Annotated in this window: 18 protein-coding genes; 11 read left to right on the top strand and 7 right to left on the bottom strand. The window is 71.2% G+C overall.

Annotated elements, in window-relative coordinates; translation table 11 throughout:
* The first annotated feature begins 109 nt into the window (after positions 1-109).
* On the top strand, positions 110-1,027 hold the full coding sequence (locus G4Z16_RS02910; protein ID WP_197349025.1) for a 2-dehydropantoate 2-reductase: 918 nt from the start codon (positions 110-112) through the stop codon (positions 1,025-1,027).
* A 110-nt stretch (positions 1,028-1,137) separates the two neighbouring features.
* Here the strand turns inward: G4Z16_RS02910 and G4Z16_RS02905 are convergent, their stop codons facing one another.
* Together G4Z16_RS02905 and G4Z16_RS02900 are read right to left on the bottom strand one after the other, a co-directional pair.
* Positions 1,138-1,539 (bottom strand): RNA-binding S4 domain-containing protein, encoded by a 402-nt coding sequence (locus G4Z16_RS02905; protein WP_197349024.1) that lies wholly within the window; start codon positions 1,537-1,539, stop codon positions 1,138-1,140.
* Between the two features lie 32 nt (positions 1,540-1,571).
* On the bottom strand, positions 1,572-1,928 hold the full coding sequence (locus G4Z16_RS02900) for a PRC-barrel domain-containing protein (RefSeq protein ID WP_197349023.1): 357 nt from the start codon (positions 1,926-1,928) through the stop codon (positions 1,572-1,574).
* Positions 1,929-2,046: 118 nt separating this feature from the next.
* Between G4Z16_RS02900 and G4Z16_RS02895 the strand changes: the two genes are divergently transcribed.
* The 6 genes from G4Z16_RS02895 (at position 2,047) to paaK (ending at position 8,732) form a co-directional block, all read left to right on the top strand.
* On the top strand, positions 2,047-2,586 hold the full coding sequence (locus G4Z16_RS02895) for a (2Fe-2S)-binding protein (protein WP_197349022.1): 540 nt from the start codon (positions 2,047-2,049) through the stop codon (positions 2,584-2,586).
* Positions 2,583-3,575, top strand: coding sequence for an FAD binding domain-containing protein (locus G4Z16_RS02890; RefSeq protein ID WP_197349021.1), 993 nt, complete (start codon positions 2,583-2,585; stop codon positions 3,573-3,575). Before G4Z16_RS02895 ends, G4Z16_RS02890 begins: the two co-directional genes overlap by 4 nt.
* Complete coding sequence (locus G4Z16_RS02885) at positions 3,572-5,710, top strand: xanthine dehydrogenase family protein molybdopterin-binding subunit (protein WP_197349020.1); 2,139 nt, start codon at positions 3,572-3,574, stop codon at positions 5,708-5,710. Before G4Z16_RS02890 ends, G4Z16_RS02885 begins: the two co-directional genes overlap by 4 nt.
* A 326-nt stretch (positions 5,711-6,036) precedes the next feature.
* Positions 6,037-6,801, top strand: a complete 765-nt coding sequence (locus tag G4Z16_RS02880; RefSeq protein WP_197349019.1) for a haloacid dehalogenase type II — start codon at positions 6,037-6,039, stop codon at positions 6,799-6,801.
* Between the two features lie 162 nt (positions 6,802-6,963).
* Entirely contained in the window at positions 6,964-7,383 is a 420-nt protein-coding gene (gene paaI / locus G4Z16_RS02875) for a hydroxyphenylacetyl-CoA thioesterase PaaI (protein ID WP_197354117.1), read from the top strand.
* Positions 7,380-8,732: a phenylacetate--CoA ligase PaaK gene (paaK, locus tag G4Z16_RS02870; protein WP_197349018.1), complete on the top strand. Its 1,353-nt coding sequence runs from the start codon at positions 7,380-7,382 to the stop codon at positions 8,730-8,732. The genes paaI and paaK overlap by 4 nt, the downstream gene beginning before the upstream one ends.
* Here paaK and G4Z16_RS02865 read toward each other — a convergent pair.
* The 5 genes from G4Z16_RS02865 to G4Z16_RS02845 form a co-directional block, all read right to left on the bottom strand.
* Positions 8,721-9,581: an SDR family oxidoreductase gene (locus G4Z16_RS02865; protein WP_197349017.1), complete on the bottom strand. Its 861-nt coding sequence runs from the start codon at positions 9,579-9,581 to the stop codon at positions 8,721-8,723. The genes paaK and G4Z16_RS02865 overlap by 12 nt on opposite strands.
* A 101-nt stretch (positions 9,582-9,682) precedes the next feature.
* Positions 9,683-10,336 carry a methylated-DNA--[protein]-cysteine S-methyltransferase gene (locus tag G4Z16_RS02860; RefSeq protein WP_197349016.1) on the bottom strand — a complete coding sequence of 218 codons (654 nt, stop codon included), beginning with the start codon at positions 10,334-10,336 and terminating at the stop codon, positions 9,683-9,685.
* Entirely contained in the window at positions 10,333-10,845 is a 513-nt protein-coding gene (locus G4Z16_RS02855) for an RNA polymerase sigma factor (protein ID WP_197349015.1), read from the bottom strand. The genes G4Z16_RS02860 and G4Z16_RS02855 overlap by 4 nt, the downstream gene beginning before the upstream one ends.
* A 64-nt stretch (positions 10,846-10,909) precedes the next feature.
* Positions 10,910-11,461 (bottom strand): methylated-DNA--[protein]-cysteine S-methyltransferase, encoded by a 552-nt coding sequence (locus G4Z16_RS02850; protein ID WP_197349014.1) that lies wholly within the window; start codon positions 11,459-11,461, stop codon positions 10,910-10,912.
* Between the two features lie 133 nt (positions 11,462-11,594).
* Entirely contained in the window at positions 11,595-12,323 is a 729-nt protein-coding gene (locus G4Z16_RS02845) for a DNA polymerase ligase N-terminal domain-containing protein (protein WP_197349013.1), read from the bottom strand.
* 189 nt (positions 12,324-12,512) lie between these two features.
* On the opposite strand from G4Z16_RS02845, the gene G4Z16_RS02840 reads away from it, so the two are divergent.
* The 4 genes from G4Z16_RS02840 (at position 12,513) to ulaA (ending at position 16,297) form a co-directional block, all read left to right on the top strand.
* On the top strand, positions 12,513-13,337 hold the full coding sequence (locus G4Z16_RS02840) for an LLM class F420-dependent oxidoreductase (protein ID WP_197349012.1): 825 nt from the start codon (positions 12,513-12,515) through the stop codon (positions 13,335-13,337).
* Positions 13,338-13,351: 14 nt separating this feature from the next.
* Positions 13,352-13,783, top strand: a complete 432-nt coding sequence (locus G4Z16_RS02835) for a TIGR03668 family PPOX class F420-dependent oxidoreductase (protein WP_197349011.1) — start codon at positions 13,352-13,354, stop codon at positions 13,781-13,783.
* 76 nt (positions 13,784-13,859) lie between these two features.
* A complete protein-coding gene (locus G4Z16_RS02830; RefSeq protein ID WP_197349010.1) occupies positions 13,860-14,669 on the top strand; it encodes a PTS sugar transporter subunit IIA in 810 nt (269 codons plus the stop codon).
* Positions 14,670-14,695: 26 nt separating this feature from the next.
* Complete coding sequence (ulaA, locus tag G4Z16_RS02825) at positions 14,696-16,297, top strand: PTS ascorbate transporter subunit IIC (RefSeq protein WP_197349009.1); 1,602 nt, start codon at positions 14,696-14,698, stop codon at positions 16,295-16,297.
* Positions 16,298-16,309: the final 12 nt, after the last annotated feature.

The following is a 16,309-nucleotide window of genomic DNA, read 5'->3' as shown; positions in this document are numbered from 1 at the left end:
CGGCTGAAGATCTGTGGGCGAGATCTATGCGTAGCACCCGCTATGTCGGTTTCGCGGTAATGGTGGCCCCGGCCAGGTCACTCGCGGGTGGGCACATACGATCGCCCGTATGAGCTCTTCAGCACCGTCCGCACGCATAGCGGTGATCGGCGGCGGCGCGGTCGGCGGCCTCACCGCCGCTTTCGCCCAGGAGGCCGGTCACGACGTCACCCTCTGTCTGCGCAGCCCCCTCGACGAGCTCACCCTGAGCACGGAGGGTGAAGTACTCCGCCCCGCCCTGCGGTTCGCCGGCGCGCCGGAGGAAGTGGCGCAGCACGACTGGGTCTTCCTGACGACCAAGGCCCAGGACACCGAGGGCGCCACCGGCTGGCTGAACGCACTGTGCGGGCCGGACACGGTCGTCGCCGTCATCCAGAACGGGATCGACCACACCGAACGCGTCGCACCGCTGCTGCCGGCCGGTGCGGAGGTCATGCCGACGCTGGCCTTCATGGCCGTCGAGCGCGTCGCGCCCGGCCGGATCGTGCACCACTTCAACAGCGAACTGCACGTCCCCGAGGGCCGTTCCGCCGAGCGTTTCGAGGCCCTGCTCGCGAACAGCCGGATCAGGGTCCGCAGCGTCGCGGACTTCCGTACGGCGGCCTGGCGCAAGCTTTTCACCAACGTGGCCGCCAACCCGCTGACCGCGCTCCTCAAGCAGCGCATGCACATCATCGAGGACCCGGAGATGTACGAGCGGGCCGAGGAGATCCTGCTCGAAGCGCTCGCCGTCGCGCAGGCGGAGGGCGCGCTGGTGGACGAGAAGGACGTACGGCGTGCACTGCGGGGGAACCTCGCGGTGGCACCCGACGGGGGGACCTCCACGTTCTACGACCGCCTCGCGGGGCGTCCCCTCGAGCACGAGCACATCACCGGTGCGGTGGTGCGCGGCGCCGACCGCCACGGGATCCCGGTGCCGCTCAACCGCCTGCTGCTGACCATGCTGCGGGCCGCGGACCGCGAGCTGCGCGAGAGCCACCAGGGCTGAAGGCCGCGGGCCGGCGGGCGGAACGCGGGCGGCCGCACAGCTCCGTACGGCCTTGGAGGCCGAAGTCCTTGAGGCGGTTCAACGAGCCGTAGCTCAACGAGCCCGGCAGCTCACGAAGTGCCGGGGCGCGACCCGCCGTCCATGCCGCGCAGCCGCTCCATCTCGCGCCGGTCCCGCTTCGTCGGCCGGCCCGCGCCGCGGTCCCGGCGGCCCGCCGGCGCGACCGCCTCGCGCGGCGGCGGGGGAGGGCTGTGGTCGGTGTAGCACTCCACGGCAACCGGAGCGCCGACCCGCTTGCGGATGATGCGGGAGACCACGACCACCCGTTCACGCCCCGCGTTCCGCACGCGCACCTGGTCGCCCGGGCGCAGCGGATGGGCGGGCTTGACGCGGTCGCCGTTCACCCGCACATGACCCGCGCGGCAGGCGGACGCGGCCGTCGAGCGGGTCTTGGTGAGCCGTACGGACCAGATCCACACGTCGACCCGTACGGTCCCTGCGTCTTCAGCCATGGTCCCGACTCTAGAGGGACCGGCCGCACGGGTCAGCGGCGCGCGAGGCGGCGCTCGCCGCCCGCGCCCGTCTCGTAGTCCAGCTTGTAGTGCTCGAAGACCATGGCCTCGTCCGCCGCCGGCAGCTCGCCGTCCGTCTCGATCCAGGGGGCGGCGCGCACTTCGTTCTTCGCGTAGGCGACCCGTACGTACTCCGGACCCACGGTTGCTCCGGTCAGCGGCACGAACACCAGCTTGCGCCGCGTGGGCATGCCCGTCGTGAGCGTGGCGAAGAAGGGCTGGTCGGTGCGGGTGTCGACATACACGGACTCGAGCTTGCCGATCTTGCTGCCGCCGGGGTCGACCACGTCACGGTCCCGCCACTCGCGGATGTCGCCTGCCTCGAACATCTCCGGCCATCCCTTCGCGCCATCGGTCCGCCGACGGCTGCCGCGTACCGGTACGTGCCCCCAGCGTGCCGCAGATGCCCAGGTTTGGCACTGTGCGGTCGGGTGGTACTGGGGCGGCGTGGATTCTCACCTCACCCTCCGGGTCGACGGCGAAAGACGGTCCCTGACCGTCGACACGCGGACCACGCTCCTCGACGCCCTTCGCGACCGGCTGTCCGTCACCTCGCCCAAGAAGGGCTGCGACCACGGGCAGTGCGGCGCCTGCACGGTGCTGCTCGACGGCCGACGTGTTCTGAGCTGCCTGACCTTCGCCGTCGCACACGACGGAGCCGAGGTGACCACCGCCGGGGGGCTCGCCGACGCGGACGGTGAACTTCACCCGCTGCAGCAGGCGTTCCTCGAGCACGACGGCTTCCAGTGCGGCTACTGCACCCCCGGCCAGATCTGTTCGGCGGCCGGCATGCTCGCCGAAGCGGCCGCCGGGCATCCCAGCGCCGTGACTCCGGTGGCGGACGGCGGCCACGCCGGGCCCACCGCCGGGAGCGCCCCGGCCGTACTCGACGACGACGAGATCCGTGAGCGCATGAGCGGCAACCTGTGCCGCTGCGGTGCCTACGTCAACATCGTCGCGGCGATCCGGGAGGTGGCCGCGAAGTGATCCCCTTCGACTACGCGGCGGCCTCCGACACCGGCCGCGCCGTCGCCACCGTGACGGCGAGGCCCGGCGCCGCGTTCCTCGCCGGCGGTACCAATCTCGTGGACCACATGAAGCTCGGCGTCGCCACTCCCGACATGCTCGTCGACGTGACCCGGCTGCCGCTCGACCGGATCGAGGAGCTGCCGGACGGGGGCCTGCGCATCGGTGCCACGGTCCGCAACAGCGACCTCGCGGCACATCCGCTGGTGCGCGGGAGCTATCCCGTCCTCTCGCAGGCGCTCCTCGCCGGCGCCTCCGGCCAGTTGCGCAACGCGGCCACCACCGCGGGCAACCTGCTGCAGCGCACCCGCTGCGGCTACTTCCAGGACGTGACGACACCGTGCAACAAGCGCGAGCCCGGCACGGGTTGTGCGGCGGTCGGCGGCTGGAACCGCCACCACGCCGTGCTCGGCGCGTCCGAACACTGCCTCGCGGTGCATCCGTCGGACCTGGCCGTCGCCATGAGCGCCCTCGACGCCGTGGTGAGCGTGCTCGGCGAGGACGGTGAACGGCGCATCCCGCTGCGGGAGTTCCACCGGCTGCCCGGCGACAGGCCCGAACGCGACACGGTCCTCGCGCACGGCGAACTCGTCACGTCCGTCGAACTCCCGCCGCTGCCCGCCGGTGCCCGCAGCGGCTACCGGAAGGTGCGCGAGCGGGCGTCGTTCGCCTTCGCGCTGGTCTCCGCCGGCGCCGTTGTCGTCGCCGACGCGGAACGGGTGCATGAGGCGCGCATCGCGTTCGGCGGTCTCGCGCACAAGCCCTGGCGGGCGACGCACGCCGAGGAGGCGCTGCGCGGTGCGGCACCGACGGAAGAGAACTTCATGCGGGCGGCCGACGCCGAACTGCGGCACGCCAGTCCGCTGCGGGGCAACGCGTTCAAGATTCCGATGACGCGCAACGCGCTCGCCGAGCTGCTGCGCGAACTCACCACACAGGAGCGGCGATGAGTGCCCCCGACGCTTCGCAGCCGCTGAAGCCACTCGACGTGCGCAGCGTCGGCACCTCGCCGCAGCGCGTGGACGGCCCCGCCAAGGTCACCGGAAGAGCCCCCTACGCCTGGGAACACACCCTGCCGGGCCCGGTGTTCGTACATCCCCTTCAGGCGGCGGTCGCGCGTGGACGGGTCGTGGTGATGGACACCGGACAGGCGGAGGCGCTCGAAGGAGTCCTCGCCGTGCTCACCCCGGACAACGCGCCCCGCCTCGCCGACACGGGGGACGCCGAGCTGGCGGTGCTCCAGTCACGCGAGGTCGCCTTCCGGGGTCAGTTCATCGGCGCCGTCATCGCGGAGACGCCCGAGGTGGCACGGCAAGCCGCGCAGCTGGTCGGTGTCGAATACGAACAGCAGCCCCACGACACGGAGTTGAGCACGGAGCGGACGGACCTCTACCGGCCGGAGACCGTCACCCCCGGCGATCCGCCCGACTCCGACGACGGTGATGTGGACGCCGCCCTCGCCGCGGCACCCGTGTCCATCGACGTGACCTACCGGACCCCGATGGAGCACAACAACCCCATGGAGCCGCACACTTCGGTGGCGGTGTGGGAGGAAGGCCCTGGCACCGGACCGCAGTTGACGGTCTACGACTCCACACAGGGCGCGCACCTGGTCCGGCAGATGCTCGCGCCGCTGTTCGGGCTTCCCCCGGAGCGCGTCCGTGTCGTCTCACCGCACGTCGGCGGGGGCTTCGGCTCCAAAGGGATGCCGCACGCCCACAACGTGCTCGCCGTGATGGCAGCGATGCTCTGCGGAGGGCGTCCCGCCAAACTGGCTCTCACCCGGCAGCAGATGTTCTCGCTCACCGGTCACCGCACCCCCACCATTCAGCGCGTGCGGCTCGGCGCGGACACCCGGGGACGCCTGACAGCCGTCTGCCACGACGTCGTCGAACAGACCGCCAGGATCAAGGAGTTCGCGGAGCAGACGGGGGTGCATGCGCGGATGATGTACGCGGCGGACAACCGCCGCACCAGTCACCGGCTCGCGGCACTGGACACCCCCGTACCGTCCTGGATGCGCGCCCCCGGCGAGGCACCGGGAATGGCCGTCTCGGAAGCCGCCATGGACGAACTCGCCCTCGCCTGCGGCCTCGACCCCATCGAACTGCGCGTGCGCAACGAGCCGGAGACGGACCCCGAGACCGGCAGGCCATGGTCCGGACGCCATCTCGTGCAGTGCCTGCGTACCGGCGCGGACCGCTTCGGCTGGGACAGGCGTGCCGAGGCCGGCACCCGGCGCGAAGGGGACTGGCTGGTCGGGCTCGGCGTCGCGAGCTCCACCTACCCCGTGTACGTCATGCCGGGGACGGTGGCCGAGATCGAGCGCCGGGCGGACGGCGCGGGTTCACCCGACGGGTACGCGGTGCGGATCGGCGCGGTCGACCTGGGCACCGGCACCTGGACCGCGCTCACGCAGATCGCGGCCGACGCGCTCAACTGCCCTTTCGAAGATGTGCGCTTGGAGATCGGTGACACCGACCTGCCGCCGGCGAGCGTCGCCGGCGCCTCCTCCGGCATCAACACGTGGGGCACCACCGTGGTCGCCGCCGCCCGAGCCTTCAGGGAGGAGCACGGCGAGGCTCCGGCCCCCGGCGCCTCGACCCGTGCCTCCACCCCGTCCGACCCGGACCTGGAGAACTACGCCGCGCACTCCTTCGGCGCCCAGTTCGCCGAGGTCCGTGTGCACTCCGGCACCGGAGAGATCCGCGTGCCGCGCATGCTGGGTGTCTTCGCCGCCGGACGCATCATCAACCCCCGTACGGCGCGCTCACAGTTGATCGGCGGCATGATCATGGGGATGTCGATGGCGCTGTTCGAGGAGAGCGTCTTCGACCACGGCACGGGCCACGTCATCAACCACGACTTCGCGCAGTACCACATCCCCACCTGCGCGGACGTTCAGGACATCGACGCGATCTGGCTCGACGAACCCGACCTGCACGCCAACCCCATGGGCTCCAAGGGCATCGGGGAGATCGGCATCGTCGGCTCGCCGGCGGCCGTCGTCAACGCCGTGCACAACGCCACGGGAATCCGCGTCCGCGACCTGCCGATCACACCGGACAAGCTGCTCCCGTCCTGACGAGGCCCGGCTCCCACGGTGCAACGGGGCGAGAGGCCGTAGCGCCGGGTCGCGAGGCTCAACTGAGGCCGGTGGAACGTGACTTGAGCTCCGCATGACCCTCAACCTCGTCAAACCGGATGACTTGGGGCCGTCGCGGACACGCCCCGCGCGCCCGCGCGCGTCCGCGTCCGCGAACTGCCCATAACTCCGGAGGAATTGCGCCCGTCCCGAAAAGGTGCAGCTCCGTCGGAGACGCACCGGGAGGTCCGACCGGCGCGCGCCGGTCACACACGATTCACCCGTGGCGCCTCTCAGCCGGCGGGCCTGCGGGTATCTTGCGGAACATGCCCCCGGAACAACCCGACCCCCACGAGGCGGACTCCGTACCGCCACCGCCGTCCGGCTACCAGCTCAAGGCGATCGTCTTCGACGTCAACGAGACCCTCAGCGACATGACACCGCTGCGGGACCGCTTCGAGCAGGTCGGCGCGCCCGCGGACCTCATGCCCACGTGGTTCGCGGGAGTGCTGCGTGACGGTTTCGCGCTGGCTGCGGCCGGCGCGTACGCGGACTTCGCGGACATCGCACGGGACGGAATCCGAACGCTCCTCGTCGCCCTGGACGGGCGTGGCCCGGACGAGGCGGACGACGCCGCCCGGCACATTCTGGAGGGCATGGCAGAACTGCCCCCGCACCCCGACGTTCCCGGCGGTGTCCACGCTCTGCGCAGGGCGGGGTTCCGGCTGGTGACCATGACCAACGGCTCGCCCGATCTGACCGACGGGCTGCTCAAACGCGCCGGTGTGCGCGACCAGTTCGACGCCCTGCTGGGCGTGAGCGGCCCGCGCTGCTGGAAGCCTGCGCCCGACGCGTACCGGTACGCGGTGCGCCGGGCGGGCGTACGGCCTGGCGAGGCGCTGCTCATAGCCGTGCATCCGTGGGACGTCGACGGTGCGCAGCGCGCGGGGCTCGCCGGTGCCTGGCTGCGACGCGGCACCGCCCACTACCCGGAGACGATGTCGCGGCCGAAGTGGACGGCGGAGGACCTGGAGGAGCTCGCCGAGGCGCTGGCCGAACGAGCCAACGGCCAGAGCCAGGGCCAGGGCTAGCCGGGCGGTAGCCGCCGAACAGGATCCCCGGGGCCGCACCGCCGGCGTACGGTCGTGCAGGTCCGGCCCTTGACAGTGCGATGCCGTTGCTGGATTACTGGACCGCGCCTCGATGGTGACCGAATGGTCGGTCGGCAGAGCGAGTACGAGAGCGTGGAACGCATGACGCAAGCCATGAGCGACGGTGCGGCGCACACGATGTTCGCCGCGGACGAGGCCTCACAGGCCCTGGGCATCGAGCTGCTCGAGGCCGCGGACGGCGCCGCGAGGCTGCGGATGACGGTGACCGCGTCGATGGTCAACGGCCACGGCATCGCACACGGCGGCTACATCTTCCTCCTCGCCGACACGGCCTTCGCCTGTGCCTGCAACAGCCATGGCCCGGTCACCGTCGCCTCCGGCGCCGACATCTCCTTCGTCAGGCCGGCCAGGGAAGGCGATACGCTCACGGCGCTCGCCGAGGAGCGCACCACTTACGGCCGCAGCGGGATCTACGACGTGAGCGTCCTGCGCGACGGCGAGGTCATAGCCGAATTCCGCGGCCGGAGCCGCACCGTGGGGCGCGTGGAGGACTCCCGATGACGACGAGCGAGATGCCGCCTTCTGCCCGCGTGCCCCGAAGGACGGGGGAGGCACTGCCCGAGCACCTGCTCGACGCCGGCGAGCGGATGGACGCGGACGAGCTGCGCGCGTACCAACTGTCCGCCCTCCAGAGGACACTGCACACCGCGTACAACGAAGTGGAGCTGTACAGAAGGAAGTTCGACGAGGCCGGTGTGCGTCCCGAGGACTGCCGCACCCTGGAGGACCTCGCACGGTTCCCCTTCACCACCAAGGCCGACCTGCGCGAGACCTACCCGTTCGGGATGTTCGCCGTGCCCATGGCGGACGTGCGCCGCATCCACGCCTCCAGCGGCACCACCGGCCGCCCCACCGTGGTGGGTTACACCGAGAACGACATCTCGATGTGGGCGGACATGGTCGCCCGTTCGATCCGGGCAGCGGGCGGCCGCCCCGGGCACAAGGTCCATATCGCCTACGGATACGGCCTGTTCACCGGCGGGCTCGGCGCGCACTACGGAGCGGAGCGCGCCGGCTGCACCGTCATCCCGGTCTCCGGAGGCATGACGGCCCGGCAGGTCCAGCTCATCCAGGACTTCGAACCCGAGATCATCATGGTCACCCCGTCCTACATGCTCACGCTGCTGGACGAGTTCGAACGCCAGGGCGTCGATCCGCGCGGCACCTCGCTGCGGACGGGCATCTTCGGCGCCGAGCCGTGGACGGAGGGGATGCGCGCCGAGATCGAGGAGCGCCTGGGCATCCACGCCGTCGACATCTACGGGCTGTCCGAGGTGATCGGGCCCGGCGTCGCGCAGGAGTGCGTGGAGAGCAAGGACGGCCTGCACATCTGGGAGGACCAGTTCTACCCGGAGGTCGTCGACCCCGTCACCGACGTGCTCCAAGCGGCGGGCGACGAGGGCGAGTTGGTCTTCACCTCGCTCAACAAGGAAGCCATGCCGGTGATCCGCTACCGCACCCGCGATCTGACCCGGCTGCTGCCCGGCACGGCCCGCCCCGCTTTCCGCCGCATGGAGAAGGTCACCCGGCGCTGCGACGACATGATCATTCTTAGGGGCGTCAACATCTTCCCCAGCCAGGTCGAGGAGATCCTGCTGCGCACCGAGGGGCTCGCGCCGCACTTCCAGCTGCGCCTGAGCACCCGCGGCCGTCTCGACCACATGACGGTGCGCGTCGAGTCCCGGCCCGGCACAGCTCCGGCACAGCGCGAGGAGGCCGCACGCTCCGTCGCCCAGGCCGTCAAGGACGGGATCGGGCTGAGCGTCGAGGTCGAGGCCGTCGAGCCGGAGACGCTGGAGCGCTCGGTCGGCAAGATCCGCCGGGTCGTCGACGAGCGCTCACGGAGCTGACGGCGAGGTGACGGCGCTCCCGTCGGCACCGAAGTTGCTGGTCGTGAACTGCGGGTTGGCGATGAGGAATCCGCCGTCGACGGGATACGACTGGCCCGTCGTGTAAGCCGCGGCGTCCGAGGCGAGCCACGCGATGAGGGAGGCGACCTCCCTCGGGTCGCCGGGCCGCGCGACCGGCAGCGCCGGACGGTGCACGGTGCGGACGTCGGCGCCTTCGAGGCCGGACATGCGGGTGGCGATGAGCCCCGGGGCGACGGCGTTCACGGTGATGCCGTGCCCGGCCAGTTCCAGCGCCATCGACTTGGTGAGCCCGCCCAGCCCGTGCTTGGCGGTGTTGTACGCGGTGGCGGACGGCAGAGGCGTGTGCTCGTGCACCGACGTGACGTTGATGATGCGGCCGCCCCCTCCCTGACCGATCATGCGGCGGGCGGCGCGCTGGCTCAGCAGGAACGGCCCCTCCAGGTCCACCTGCATCACATGACGGAAGTCCTCGAACGTCATCTCGGTGAACGGCGCGGACCTGTTGTCCCCGGCCGCGTTGACCAGGACGTCCAACGTGCCGAAGGCGTCGGCGAATTCATCGATCACGGCCTCGGGCCCCGGCAGCCGCGTCAGGTCGAGGTGACGCACCTCCGCGCGCCGTCCGCGACTGCGCACCTCTTCGGCCGTGCGCTGCGCGTCCGCCTCGTCCACGAACCAGGTCACGCCGATGTCGAAGCCGTCCCGGGCCAGCGCGACGGCCGTCGCCCTGCCGATGCCGGACTCCGATCCGGTGACGACGGCGGCCCTGCTTCCGGGGGTCCCGGAGGCGCCGGGCCCGCTCGCGCCGCCGGTGGGGTGGTCGTCCATGGTGATGCTGCTCCTCGTCTGCGGAAACCGGGCACCGGGGTCCGGTGGCGCTGCCGGTGCTGACAGGGTGCCCGGCGTGAGCCCGGCCTGATCAGGGTTGATCAGGCCGCCTCCTCCAGACTCAGCAGCGTCAGCTTGGCCTCGGCCCCTCCGGCGTACCCGCCCGCCGAACCGTCCGAACGGACCACCCGGTGACACGGGACGACGACCGGCAGCGGATTGGTCGCGCATGCGGTGCCGACGGCGCGTACCGCCCTCGGGCTGCCCGCCGCGGCCGCCACCTGCGCATAGCTCTCGGTGCGGCCGTATCCGATGTCGGGCAGATGCGTGATCACCTCGCGTCGGAACCCCTTCGTCAGCCGCAGATCCAGGGCGAGTTCGAAGCGGGTGCGCCGCCCCTCGAAGTACTCCTCGATCTGCCGCACGGCCGGCTCCAGCCGGTCGGGCGCCCGCAGCACGCGCGGACTCACGCGCTCGGCGAGGTCCGCCAGCACGGCGGCGTGGTCCTGGACGTCATAGGCCACCCGGACCAGGCCCTCCTCGGTGGCGGCGAGCAGCAGAGACCCCACCGGTGTCTCCAGCGTGCGGTAGGCGACGTCCAGGAGCCCGTCGCGCTGTGCGCCGTCCACCAAACGGGAGTGGAGTCGCTCCTGCGCCGCCGCGTCAGTGGCGGGCAGCGCCGCGAACAGACCGAGGTCGCCGTCACCTGGTGCTGTGTCCACTGGGCCGGTCGCGCCGGTTGCGGGAACCTTCATCGCTTCTCGCCTCTCTCCTCCGTGCGGCGTGGAAAGCTTCTGCGCAGGGATTTGATGCCGTCCGCCGCGGCCCTGCGTGCCGCGTCGGTGCTGCCGCCGGTGATGCCGGCGATCTCTCGGTAGGGCAGGCCGGCCAGGTAGTGGTACGCGACCGCGGCGCGCTGGCGCTGAGGCAGTGCCTTCAGGGCGTCCCACAACTCCCCGTCGCGCTCCCACTCCTGAGCCCCGCCCCCGGTGACGGAATCCGCGGCGGGCTCGGGGACCTCGGCGACGGCGACGGGACGGCGCGAGCCGGCCCGTGCCACGTCGATGGCCTTGCGGTGAGCGATCGTGACCAGCCAGGCCTCGACGTTGGCGTCCTCCGGGAGCCGCGGATATGCCTTCAGCGCGGCCAGGAACGTCTCCGACCAGGCGTCCTCCGCGTCCACCGGTCCGACGACGGCCCGGCACACCCGGAGCACCATCGGCCCGTGGTCGGTGACGATCTGCTCGAAAGGTCTCAAGGTCACATCCACACCCCGTACGCGGTTCCCTGCCCCGGCTGCTGCCGTGGGCGGACGGACGAGCAGGCCCTCAGAAGAGCCGGGCCGTGCGCGTCACCGACGCCGCCCCCTCCAGCTCCAGCAGGAGCCGTTTGCGTTCCAGCCCGCCCGCGTAACCCGTCAGGGCACCGTCGGCACCCACGACGCGGTGGCAGGGCACGATCACGGAGATCGGGTTGCGGCCGTTGGCGGCGCCGACGGCCTGGGCCAGCGCCCGGTCGCCCAGTTCGCGGGCCAGCACTCCGTACGAGCGTGTCTCGCCGTAGGGGATCTTCTTCAGCAGCTCCCACACCCGCTGCTGGAAGGGCTCTCCACGCGGTGCCAGGGGCAGGTCGAAGCTCTGCCGCTCTCCCGCGAAGTACTCCTCGAGCTGCCGCAGCGCCTCGTCGAAGCCGGCCGCGTCACGCGGCCCGAGCTCGTCGGGGGACGGGCCGCGCCGATGGTTCTCGAAGTAGACACCGGTCAGTGCGTCGCCGTCGGCCACGAGCGTGAGCGCGCCCAGCGGCGAGAGGAAGACCGTGTGCCTGACGCTCCCGGCGCTTCTCGTGCCGCCGGTGCGACCTGCGTGCGTCCCTGCTGTCATCGTCCCGCTCCCTTCCGTGCTGTGGCCGATTCTTCCGGTCCACACCAGGAAGACGTCACGGGAGCCCCGGACGTGAGACCGGGACGGGAGGAATTCCGGCCGATCCCCGGTTCGCGTTCGCTCAGGCCGCTGCTCAGGCCGCCCCTTCCTCCGCGGCCACCTGCTTCAGCGTGCGCCTGGTACGGGCGGAACGCGCCCGCTGCGGATCTGGCGTGCCACCCTCACGTGCCGCCCGTGCGTCGGCCTCTTTCACCAGCAGCCATGCCTCGCGCCCGTCGTCCCCGCCGCCACCTCGGAACCGCGTGAGCGCGTAGCCGCCGCGCAGCTTGCCGCCCTCCAGCCAGAACGTCGCATGGCCGCGCCGCAGGGCCTCCGCGAAGTTCTCGGAGATCGGCCGGTAGGTTCCCTCGTCCCAGATGATGACGGTGCCCGCCCCGTACTCTCCCGCCGCGATCACGCCCTCGAAGTCGCGGTATTCCAGCGGGTGATCCTCCGTCGGCATCGCCAGCCGCTTCTCACGCGGATCGGGAGAGGGGCCCTTCGGGACGGACCAGGACTTCAGCACTCCGTCCACCTCCAGCCGGAAGTCGAAGTGCATGGTGCTCGCGTCGTGGATCTGCACGACGAAGCCGCCGCGGCCCTCGGACGGCGCGGTCTCGGCGCCGCGTGGCTCGGCAGTCCTGCCGAAGTGCCGCTTGCCGCGGTAGTGCCTGAGCGCGTCCGGCTCGGCACCCTTGGTGCCCCTGGTGCTCCCACCGCTCTTCCCGCTCCTTGCGCCCCTCCGGGTCTTCGCGGTCTCCTCGCTGCGGGCGTTCTTCCTGCTCCTGGGCTCCTTCGTGTTCTTCCTGGCTTTCTCGCTCACCGCGGCTCCTTCCGGCGGACGGACACCGCGGACGGGTGCCCACAACGGCGCAACCCGCACCGCCCGCGTCAGCGGGAAGATCACGGCAGCCGAAGCGCTGTAGTGAACGCCGCGATTTCGGGTACATCCGCCGTCCGGGGAGTGACCGGCACGCGCGCACCACGACGCGAACGGAAGGAAGCAACCACCGTGAAATTCGGCGTATCGACCTTCATCACCGATCAGGGAATCGCCCCCGACGCCCTGGGCCGCGCCGTCGAGGAACGCGGGTTCGACTCGCTGCTGATCGCCGAACACACCCACATCCCCGTGGAGCGCCGATCGCCCTACCCGGGAGGCGGCGAACTGCCGGAGATCTACTACCGCACCCTCGACCCCTTCGTCGCGCTGAGCAACGCCGCGGCGGTCACCGACCGGCTGCTGCTCGGAACGGGCATCGCGCTGATCGCGCAGCGGGACCCGATCGTCACCGCGAAGGAGGTGGCGTCCCTGGACCTGGTCTCCGGCGGGCGGGTCATCTTCGGTGTCGGTGTCGGCTGGAACCGTGAGGAGATGGAGAACCACGGGACCGATCCGTCGACCCGCGGCCGTCTCGCCGACGAGCGGCTGCGTGCGATGCGCGAGCTGTGGACGGCTGAAAAGGCCGAATTCCACGGCGAGTTCGTGGACTTCGACCCCGTATGGTCGTGGCCGAAGCCCGTGCAGAGCCCCCATCCGCCCATCTACGTCGGCGGTGGCGAGGGCGCCTTCGACCGGGTGGCCGCTCTGGGGGATGCGTGGCTCGCCAACCGCGTCCCGCCGCAACAGCTCGCACCGCAGATCCAGCGGATGCGCGCGAAGGCCGGACGGGAGGTCCCGGTGACGGTGTACGGGGTCGCGGACGACCCGGCGACGATCGGGGGCTACGCGAACGCGGGCGCCGAGCGCGTGCTGCTGTATCTGCCGACGCGTCCGGAGCGCGAGTCGATCGAGGTGCTCGACCGTCTCGCAGCCGTCGCCGAGCAGTTCGACTGAGGAGGCCGTGCCGCATGCCGAGGATGACGGGTGACGAGGCGCGGGAGCGCTTCGCCCAGGCACGGTCCGCGACGCTGGCCACCGCCGACGCGGAAGGGCGTCCGCACCTGGTCCCCGTCACCTTCGCCATGACCGGCGACGTCGTCGTCTTCGCCGTCGACCACAAGCCGAAGGATTCGCACCGGCTGAAGCGGCTCGCCAACATCCGCTCCAACCCCGCCCTTTCGCTCCTGGTCGACTCCTACGACGAGGACTGGGAGCGGCTGTGGTGGGCGCGCGCCGACGGTTCCGGGCGGGTGCTGCCGCCGGCCGGCGGTTCCCCGGCGTCCTCCGCATACGCTGACCTGCTCACGCAGCGGTACATGCGGCAGTACGGACCCAGACCCCCGGAGGGCCCGGTCGTGGAGATCGCTGTCGAACGGTGGACGGGCTGGCGGGCCGCCTGAGAACCACCCGCGGGCCGTTCCGTTCGTCGGCCCCCCGCCGTTTCCGCAGTTCGGCGAGCGTGCAACGATCCGCCTCATGGCGACAGTGAGTGAACTCCTCCCCAGTGACGCCGTGCGGCTGGATGCCGAGGCCGGGGACTGGCGTGAGGCCGTGCGGCTCGCCGGCGAGCTGATGACACGGACGGGGATCAGCACCGCCGACTACACGGCGGAGATGATCCGGAACGTCGAGGAGAACGGTCCGTACATCGTCATCGCACCCGGCTTCGCGCTTGCGCACGCGCGCCCGTCACCCGCGGTGCTGATAACCGGGATGTCATGGGTGCGCCTCGCCGAACCCGTGGAGTTCGGGCATGAATCGAACGACCCCGTGGACCTGGTCGTCGGACTCGCCGCCGAGGACAGCCGTGCCCACCAGGTGGCACTGGCCGGACTGGCGAAGCTGCTTGCGGACCCCGAGACCGCGCGGGCGCTGAAGGACGCCGCCACACCGGCCGCGCTCCTCGCCGTGCTCGCCGGCCGACACGGGTCCGGCGACGGGGAGGGCGACGGTGAGGCGCCAGCCGCAGCCAGGAGCGCCCGGCGGAGCGGCGGAGCCGCAGTGCACAAGATCCTCACGGTGTGCGGCAACGGGCTCGGCACGAGTCTCTTCCTCAAGAACACCCTGGAGCAGGTGCTTCAGCGCTGGGGGTGGACCTCCCACGTCACCGTCGAGGCGACCGACACCGTCTCGGCGAAGGGCAAGGCGTCCGAGGCCGTCGCCGTCTTCACCTCACGCGAGATCGCCTCGGCCCTGGCCGGCATCAGCGTCCCCGTCCGGATCATCGAGGACTTCACCAGCACCGCCGAGGTCGACGGTGCTCTCCGCGACACCTACGACGTCTGAGGACGGGAAGGGAGCAGGCGGCACCCATGGGCCCGCTCATCTCCACCGCTGAGTTTCTCGTGAACGAGATCCTCAGCCAGCCTCCGTTTCTGATCGGCCTGATCACGGCCACGGGCCTCATCGCGCTGAGGAAGCCCGCCGGTCAGGTCGTCGGAGGCGCCATCAAGGCCACTCTCGGCTTTCTGCTCATCAATGCCGGTGCCGGTCTCGTCGTCGACTCCCTCGCGCCGCTGGGGGAGATGATCCAGGGCTCGACCGGCGCGCACGGCGTGATCCCGACCAACGAGGCGATCGTCGGGATCGCGCAGGAGCAGTTCGGCGCCCGCGTCGCCTGGCTGATGATCACCGGATTCGTGCTGAGCCTGCTGCTGGCCCGCTTCACGCCGCTGCGCTACGTCTTCCTGACCGGTCACCACATCCTGTTCATGGCCACGCTGATCACGATGGTGCTCGCCACGGCCGGACTCACCTCGCTCGTCGTCGTCCTCGTCGGCGGTGTGCTGCTGGCCGTCATGCTCGTCTCCATGCCCGCCTTCGCACATCCGTGGACGAAGCGCATCACGGGCAACAACAGCATCGCGATAGGGCACTTCGGCACGGCCGGCTACGTCACCGCGGGCGCGGCCGGACAGCTCTTCGGCCGGCGCAGCCGCAGCACCGAGGAGATGAATCTGCCCGAGGGGCTGCGTTTCCTCCGCGACTCCATGGTCGCCACCGCCCTGTCCATGCTGCTGATCTACGTGGTGATGGCACTGGTCCACCTGGCGAAGGCGGGCGAGAAGGCCGCGTTCAAGGTGTTCGCCGCCGGCGGGGGAGAGGCGGCGACCGACGTCGGCGACTACGTGATGAGCGCCGTCATGCAGGGTCTGCAGTTCGGCATCTCCGTCGCCGTCATCCTCTTCGGGGTCCGTACGATCCTCGGCGAACTCGTCCCCGCCTTCCAGGGAATCGCCTCCAAGGTCGTTCCGGGCGCGGTGCCCTCGCTGGACGCGCCGATGGTCTTCCCGTACGCGCAGAACGCCGTGCTCATCGGCTTCATCGCCAGCTTCACCGGGGGTCTCGCCTCGCTCGGGCTGCTCACGGCCGTCTTCGGGCCTGCGTTCGGTCTCGCGCTCGTACTGCCGGGCCTGGTGCCGCACTTCTTCACCGGCGGTGCGGCCGGTGTCTACGGCAACGCGACGGGCGGACGGCGCGGGGCGGTGATCGGCGCATTCCTCAACGGAGTGCTGATCACCTTCCTGCCCGCGCTGCTGCTGAAGGTGCTCGGTGCCTTCGGCGAGGAGAACACGACGTTCGGGGACGCGGACTTCGGATGGTTCGGAACCCTCATCGGTAACGCGGCCAAGGCCGGCGAGACCGCCGGCGTCGTGCTCATGCTGCTGATCGGTGCCGTCGTCCTGGGCGGGGCGGTGCTGATGCAGAAGCGCGTCGTCGAACGCGGCTGGGATCCCGGGGCCCGCCGCGACGCCCTGCTGCCGCCGCAGCAGGACGAAGCGGACGAGCCCGCGACGGCCACAGCCGCCGCGAAGCTTCCGGCGCAGTCCACGGGCCCCGGCGCGGGCCACGCGAAGATCGCACCGCCCCGTGGTGCTCCCGTCCCGCCGCCACCGCCCGCGAATCAGGACTGACACGACCCGCCT

Origin of the sequence: Streptomyces bathyalis (assembly GCF_015910445.1) — a bacterium.
In the GTDB taxonomy this organism is placed as follows: domain Bacteria; phylum Actinomycetota; class Actinomycetes; order Streptomycetales; family Streptomycetaceae; genus Streptomyces; species Streptomyces bathyalis.
The sequence above is the reverse complement of the archived record's forward strand: the minus strand, read 5'-3'. Positions and strand labels throughout refer to the sequence as shown.